This is a genomic window from Gemmobacter sp., assembly GCF_016792925.1.
Classification (GTDB): Bacteria; Pseudomonadota; Alphaproteobacteria; order Rhodobacterales; family Rhodobacteraceae; genus Gemmobacter.
Map to the genome: position 1 here is coordinate 1 of NZ_JAEULU010000105.1, position 5,364 is coordinate 5,364.

Here is a 5,364-nt window from a genome sequence, read left to right on the forward strand (position 1 = left end):
GCGGGCAGTTGCACCGCCATTCCAAGCTGCGCATCGGCTTTTTCGCCCAGCATCAGGTCGAGGAGCTGCATCTGGACGAGACGCCCTTGCAGCATGTGCAGCGCCTGCGCCCCGAGGAAGGCCAGCCCCGACTGCGGGCGCGTCTGGCGGGCTTTGGCCTGATGGCCGATCAGGCCGAAACCGTGGTCGGGCGGCTGTCGGGCGGCCAGAAGGCGCGGCTTTCGCTGCTGCTTGCCACCATCGACGCGCCGCATCTGCTGATCCTGGACGAACCGACCAACCACCTCGACATCGAAAGCCGCGAGGCACTGGTCGAGGCGCTGACCGAATATTCCGGCGCGGTGATTCTGGTCAGCCATGACATGCACCTGCTGGGGCTGGTGGCGGATCGGCTGTGGCTGGTGAAGGGCGGCGCTGTCACGCCCTATGAGAAGGATCTGGAAACCTACCGGGCCGAGCTTTTGGCGGGTGACGAGCCTGCCAAACCCGCCAAGCCGGTGGAAAAGCCCAAGAAAGCCAGCCGTGACGAGGTTCTGGCCCTGCGCGCCGAGGTGCGCAAATGCGAGGAGCGATTGGGCAAGATCAATGACATGCGCGACAAACTGGCCGCCAAGCTGGCCGACCCGGAGCTGTATGAGGACAGCCGCAAGGGCGATCTTGCGGTCTGGAACAAGAAATACGCCGAGGTGATGGAGGCGCTGGACCGGGCCGAGGCCATGTGGCTCGATGCCCAGGAAAAGCTGGAGGCGGCGGGGTAAGTCTCGCACAGCTGCCGTGCGGAAATGCACATTCTCAAGGGATTGCGGGATTTTCTGCGCGGCAGCATATCGGAGGGGAACCATTCAGAAGGGCTTCCCGCCATGACCAATGCCACCCTCGCCACCCTGCAAAAGCGCCGCACCCAATATGCCTTGGGCCGCAATACCGCGCTGTCCAATGACCAGATCGAGGCGCTGATCAAGGAGGCGATCCGGCTGTCGCCCTCCTCCTTCAACTCGCAATCCTCGCGCGCGGTCATCCTGTTCGGCGCCGCGTCCGAGCAGTTCTGGCAACTGACCGAAGACGCCCTGCGCGCCATCGTGCCCGCCGAGGCCTTCGCGCCGACCGAAGCCAAGATGAAAGCCTTTGCCGCCGGTCTGGGCACCGTGCTGTTCTATGAGGATCAGGCGACCGTGAAGGGCCTGCAAGAGAACTTCCCGCTCTATGCCGATGCCTTCCCGACCTTCTCGGAACATTCGGCGGGCATGGCACAGATTGCCGTCTGGAATGCGCTGGCCGATGCCGGTCTGGGCGCCTCGTTGCAGCATTACAGCCCGATCGCGGACGAGCCCGCCGCCAAGGCTTTCAACGTGCCGGCCAGCTGGAAACTGCGGGCGCAGATGCCCTTTGGCTCGCATGAGGCAGGTTTCGCCGAGAAGACCTTCATCGCCGATGAAGGCCGCTTCCTGACCTTCGCGTAAGTCAAGGTCTGCGAGGGCGGCGGGCCTATCCTGCCGCCCCTTGCACCGCCCCGCGATCCGCGCCACCATGGCACGATGATCGACAGCGCTTTCCTCATCACCGCCTTTGCCACGCTGTTCGTGGTAATCGACCCGCCGGGCCTTGTGCCCTTGTTCATCGCGCTGACGCGCGGCATGAGCGTGGAGCGGCGCCGCTCGCTGGCAACGCGCGCCTGCATCATCGCGATTCTCATCCTGGCCGCCTTCGCAATGGCGGGCGAGGCGCTGTTGGGCTTCATCGGCATCACCATGCCCGCCTTCCGCATCGCCGGGGGCATCCTGCTGTTCCTCACCGCGCTGGACATGCTGTTTGAACGCCGCACCCAACGGCGCGAGGGCCAACATGCCGAGCCGGACCATGACCCCTCGGTCTTCCCCCTCGCCACGCCGCTGATCGCCGGATCGGGGGCGATTGCGACGATGATCCTGCTGGTCAGTCAGGCGGGCGGCGGTGTACAGGGCATTACCGCTGCCATGGGGGTGATGCTGGCCGTGATGGCTTGCACCTTTGCCTTCCTGCTGGCCGCCCCGCCGCTGGAGCGGATGCTGGGCCGCACCGGCACCATCGTCATTACCCGCCTGTTGGGCATGTTGCTGGCGGCGCTTTCGGTGCAATTCGTGATCGACGGCATTCGCGGCACAGGTCTGGTGTGATGGAGGGCGATACCGTCGCGCGCGGGGTCTATCTGGCGATCCTGCTGGTGGTTCTGGGCGGTTGGGCGCTGGTGGAATATCGCGGGCGCATGGGGTTTGCCCTGCGCGCGGCCTCCGCATGGTTGCTAATCTTTGTCGGCGGGCTGGCGGCCTGGGGCATGTGGCACGACATCCGCCCGCGCTTCGCCCCGGCGCAACAGACCGAAGGCGCGGCGATGATTGCCCATCGCGCCCCCGATGGGCACTTTTATCTGGTTCTGAACATCGCCGGACAAGACATTGAATTCATGGTGGATACTGGCGCATCCAATGTCGTGCTGGGCAGCCGTGATGCCGCCCGGCTGGGCATTGTGACCGAGGGCCTCGCCTATCTCGGCTCGGCCCAGACCGCCAATGGCACGGTGCGCACCGCCCGCGTCAGCCTGTCGGACGTGCGGCTGGGGAACTGGCAGGATGCCAGCCTCCCCGCCTATGTCACCGATGGCGAGATGGAGGGATCGCTGCTGGGAATGGATTACCTCCACCTCTACCGGCTGGAGATCGACGGCGCGCAGATGCGCCTGATCCGGCGCGATTAAGCGCCCGACGCACCACCCGAAGCGGTCTTCATCACCCAACGCCCGGTTTCCTCGGACCAATATTGCGCGGGCAGGTTTTCGGCAACCACTGCCTTCCACAACCCCCGCGCCTCATTGACCGCCGCCTCGTTCTGCCCGTCAAACAGTACCCAGACCCGCTCCAGCGCCGCCGCCTCGCCGGGCAGCGGTTCGGCCCCGTCAATCAGCATCAAGCCCTTGGCATCATTGACAATCGGCCCGGTGCCCAGCAGCACCGGCTGGTCAGCATCCTGTGGACCACCCGCGAGGGCATGCGGCAAGAACCCGTCCTCCGGGTTCAGCCACAGCCATTGGTCCAGCCAGTCCAGCCGCGCGAGGTCTCCCCCGCGCAGCATCACCCGCCAGCCCGCCCCAAGCGCCTTTTCCAAAAGCGTGCGGGCCGTCACCTCGACCGAGCTTTGGGTGATATGGTAGAACAGAACCGGCATCAGCCCTCGTACCGGTCGCGGATCAGCCGGTTCAGCGCCATGACGCCCCAGCCGGTCGCGCCCTTGGGGGCCAGCGCGCTATCGGCCTTCAACAGCGCGGTGCCGGCAATATCGAGGTGAATCCACGGCGTTTCCGGCTTCACAAAGCGTTGCAGGAATTGCGCCGCCGTGATCGCCCCGCCATCGCGCGAGCCCACATTCATCATATCGGCAATGCGCGATTTCAGCTTGGCGTCATAGGCCTCGCCCATCGGCATGCGCCAGGCGCCTTCGCCTTCGGCCTTGGCGGCGCGCAGAAACTGGTCGCAAAGCGCATCATTATTGGAGAAAACGCCTGCGTTTTCATGGCCAAGCGCCACGATGATGGCGCCGGTCAGCGTGGCCAGATCAATCATGCCCACCGGCTTGAAGCGGTCTTGCGCATACCACATCACATCGGCCAGCACCAAACGCCCTTCGGCATCAGTGTTGATCACCTCGATCGTGTCGCCCTTCATGGAGCGGACCACATCGCCGGGCCGTTGCGCGCGCCCGTCGGGCATGTTCTCCACCAGCCCCACAAGGCCCACCACATTGGCCTTGGCCTTGCGCAGCGCCAAGGCCCGCATCACGCCCGATACGGTGGCGGCGCCGCCCATATCCATGGTCATATCTTCCATGCCCGCCGCCGGTTTCAGCGAGATGCCGCCGGTGTCGAACACCACGCCCTTGCCGATCAGCGCCAGCGGGGCTTCGCCCTCCTTGCCGCCCTTCCACTGCATCACCACCACTTTCGAGGGCGATTCAGAGCCTTGGCCCACCCCCAGCAGCGCGCCCATGCCAAGGCGGGCCAGCTCGGCCTCCTCCAGAATCTCGACCTCCAGCCCCAGCTCGTGCATGGCGGCCAGACGGGCGGCGAAATCATCGGTGGTCAGGATATTCGCGGGCTCGTTCACCAGATCGCGGGTGAAGAACACGCCCTCGGCCAGCGCGGCCATGGGGGCGGCCTCGGCGGCCACCTTTTCCGGCTCGCTCACCATCAAGGTCACCGGGCCGGGCTGCGGATGCTCGCCCGTTTTGTGGGCGGTGAAGCCATAGGCCCGCAGCGCCAGCCCAAAGGACAGCTCTGCCGCCTGCTTGACGCCCTCGGCCAGCACCAGCGTGCCCGTCTTGGACAGCGCGCGCCCGATGGCGCCCCCGGCCTTGCGTGCGGCCCCGGCCTCGGCCTCGGCCGTGCGATCCAGCTTCACCACCTGCAAGGCCTCGGCTTGAAGGCCCGAGGGCCAGGCCAGATCGGCGCTCTCGCCCGATTTCAGACCGGCGAATGCCTCGGAGGCCAGATAGCGCGCCAGCGCCCCGCGCGTCAGCTTGTCCAGCTTGCGCCCCGCCGCGCCCAGCTTGCCGCCCTCATCCACCACCAGCGCAAGGCGCCCCGAAGCCGCGGCCAGCGCCTCGGCATCGACGGGTTGAAACTGGATCGGCACGGGATGCGACATCGGAAAATCCTCGGTTCTGGCGTTTGCGCCGGAGGCTAGCGCCGCGCGCAGCACTTGACCAGAGGCCTTCCATCCGCCGTCCGAAAGGCTTAGGTGAATGGGACGCATTTCCGCCGGGGGCCTTATGTCGTTCTTCAAAAAACTGAAAGACCGGATGTTCCGGTCCTCCGACAAGATCGCGGGCTCTCTGGAGGCGCTGGTGGATGAGGCGCCGGAGGCGACCGAGAAGCCCGGTCTGGTGGGGCGGCTGTTCGGTGCCGGCGACGAGCCAAAGCGCGTCATGGATGACGCCATGCTGGAAAGCCTGGAGGAAACGCTGATCGAGGCCGATATGGGCGTCGATACCGCGATGCGTGTCGCCGCCAATCTGGCCGAGGGGCGGATGGGCCGCCGCGTCGGCGCGACCGAGCTGAAATCCGCACTGGCCGCCGAAGTGGCCCGCATCATGGAACCGGTCGCCCGCCCGATGCCGCTATACCCCAAGCGCCCGCAAGTGGTGCTGGTGGTGGGGGTCAATGGCTCGGGAAAGACCACGACCATCGGCAAGCTGGCCTCGCAGTTCAAGGCGGCGGGCAAATCGGTGGTGATCGCGGCGGGCGATACATTCCGCGCGGCGGCCGTTGAACAATTGCAGGTCTGGGGCCAGCGCGCCGGTGTGCCGGTGCTGACCGCGCCCGAAGGCTCCGACCCG

The 5,364-nt window shown here is 66.2% G+C and carries 7 protein-coding genes; 5 read left to right on the plus strand and 2 right to left on the minus strand.

The window, feature by feature from the left end; all coding sequences use genetic code 11:
• The 4 genes from JNN06_RS05455 to JNN06_RS05470 all read left to right on the plus strand — a co-directional run.
• Positions 1-758 (plus strand): ATP-binding cassette domain-containing protein (locus tag JNN06_RS05455; protein ID WP_291238583.1); only part of this gene is annotated, 758 nt, incomplete at its 5' end.
• Between the two features lie 102 nt (positions 759-860).
• Complete coding sequence (locus JNN06_RS05460) at positions 861-1,460, plus strand: nitroreductase family protein (RefSeq protein WP_291238584.1); 600 nt, start codon at positions 861-863, stop codon at positions 1,458-1,460.
• Positions 1,461-1,535: 75 nt separating this feature from the next.
• Positions 1,536-2,153, plus strand: coding sequence for a MarC family protein (locus JNN06_RS05465; protein ID WP_291238585.1), 618 nt, complete (start codon positions 1,536-1,538; stop codon positions 2,151-2,153).
• The gene (locus tag JNN06_RS05470; protein ID WP_291238586.1) at positions 2,153-2,731 is read left to right on the plus strand and encodes a TIGR02281 family clan AA aspartic protease; all 579 of its coding nucleotides are present in this window, start codon (positions 2,153-2,155) and stop codon (positions 2,729-2,731) included. The genes JNN06_RS05465 and JNN06_RS05470 overlap by 1 nt, the downstream gene beginning before the upstream one ends.
• On the opposite strand, the gene JNN06_RS05475 is transcribed toward JNN06_RS05470, so the two are convergent.
• Positions 2,728-3,198: a DNA polymerase III subunit chi gene (locus JNN06_RS05475; RefSeq protein ID WP_291238587.1), complete on the minus strand. Its 471-nt coding sequence runs from the start codon at positions 3,196-3,198 to the stop codon at positions 2,728-2,730. The two genes, JNN06_RS05470 and JNN06_RS05475, sit on opposite strands and share 4 nt — an antisense overlap.
• A complete protein-coding gene (locus JNN06_RS05480) occupies positions 3,198-4,673 on the minus strand; it encodes a leucyl aminopeptidase (protein ID WP_291238588.1) in 1,476 nt (491 codons plus the stop codon). The genes JNN06_RS05475 and JNN06_RS05480 overlap by 1 nt, the downstream gene beginning before the upstream one ends.
• A 124-nt stretch (positions 4,674-4,797) precedes the next feature.
• Between JNN06_RS05480 and JNN06_RS05485 the strand changes: the two genes are divergently transcribed.
• A partial coding sequence (locus JNN06_RS05485; RefSeq protein WP_291238589.1) for a signal recognition particle receptor subunit alpha occupies positions 4,798-5,364 on the plus strand: 567 nt, incomplete at its 3' end.

Coding starts and splice junctions, on each gene's coding strand:
- JNN06_RS05465 (WP_291238585.1), top strand. CDS start 1,536: ATGATCGACAGCGCTTTCCTCATCACCGCCTTTGCCACGCTGTTCGTG.
- JNN06_RS05480 (WP_291238588.1), bottom strand. CDS start 4,673: ATGTCGCATCCCGTGCCGATCCAGTTTCAACCCGTCGATGCCGAGGCG.
- JNN06_RS05470 (WP_291238586.1), top strand. CDS start 2,153: ATGGAGGGCGATACCGTCGCGCGCGGGGTCTATCTGGCGATCCTGCTG.
- JNN06_RS05460 (WP_291238584.1), top strand. CDS start 861: ATGACCAATGCCACCCTCGCCACCCTGCAAAAGCGCCGCACCCAATAT.
- JNN06_RS05475 (WP_291238587.1), bottom strand. CDS start 3,198: ATGCCGGTTCTGTTCTACCATATCACCCAAAGCTCGGTCGAGGTGACG.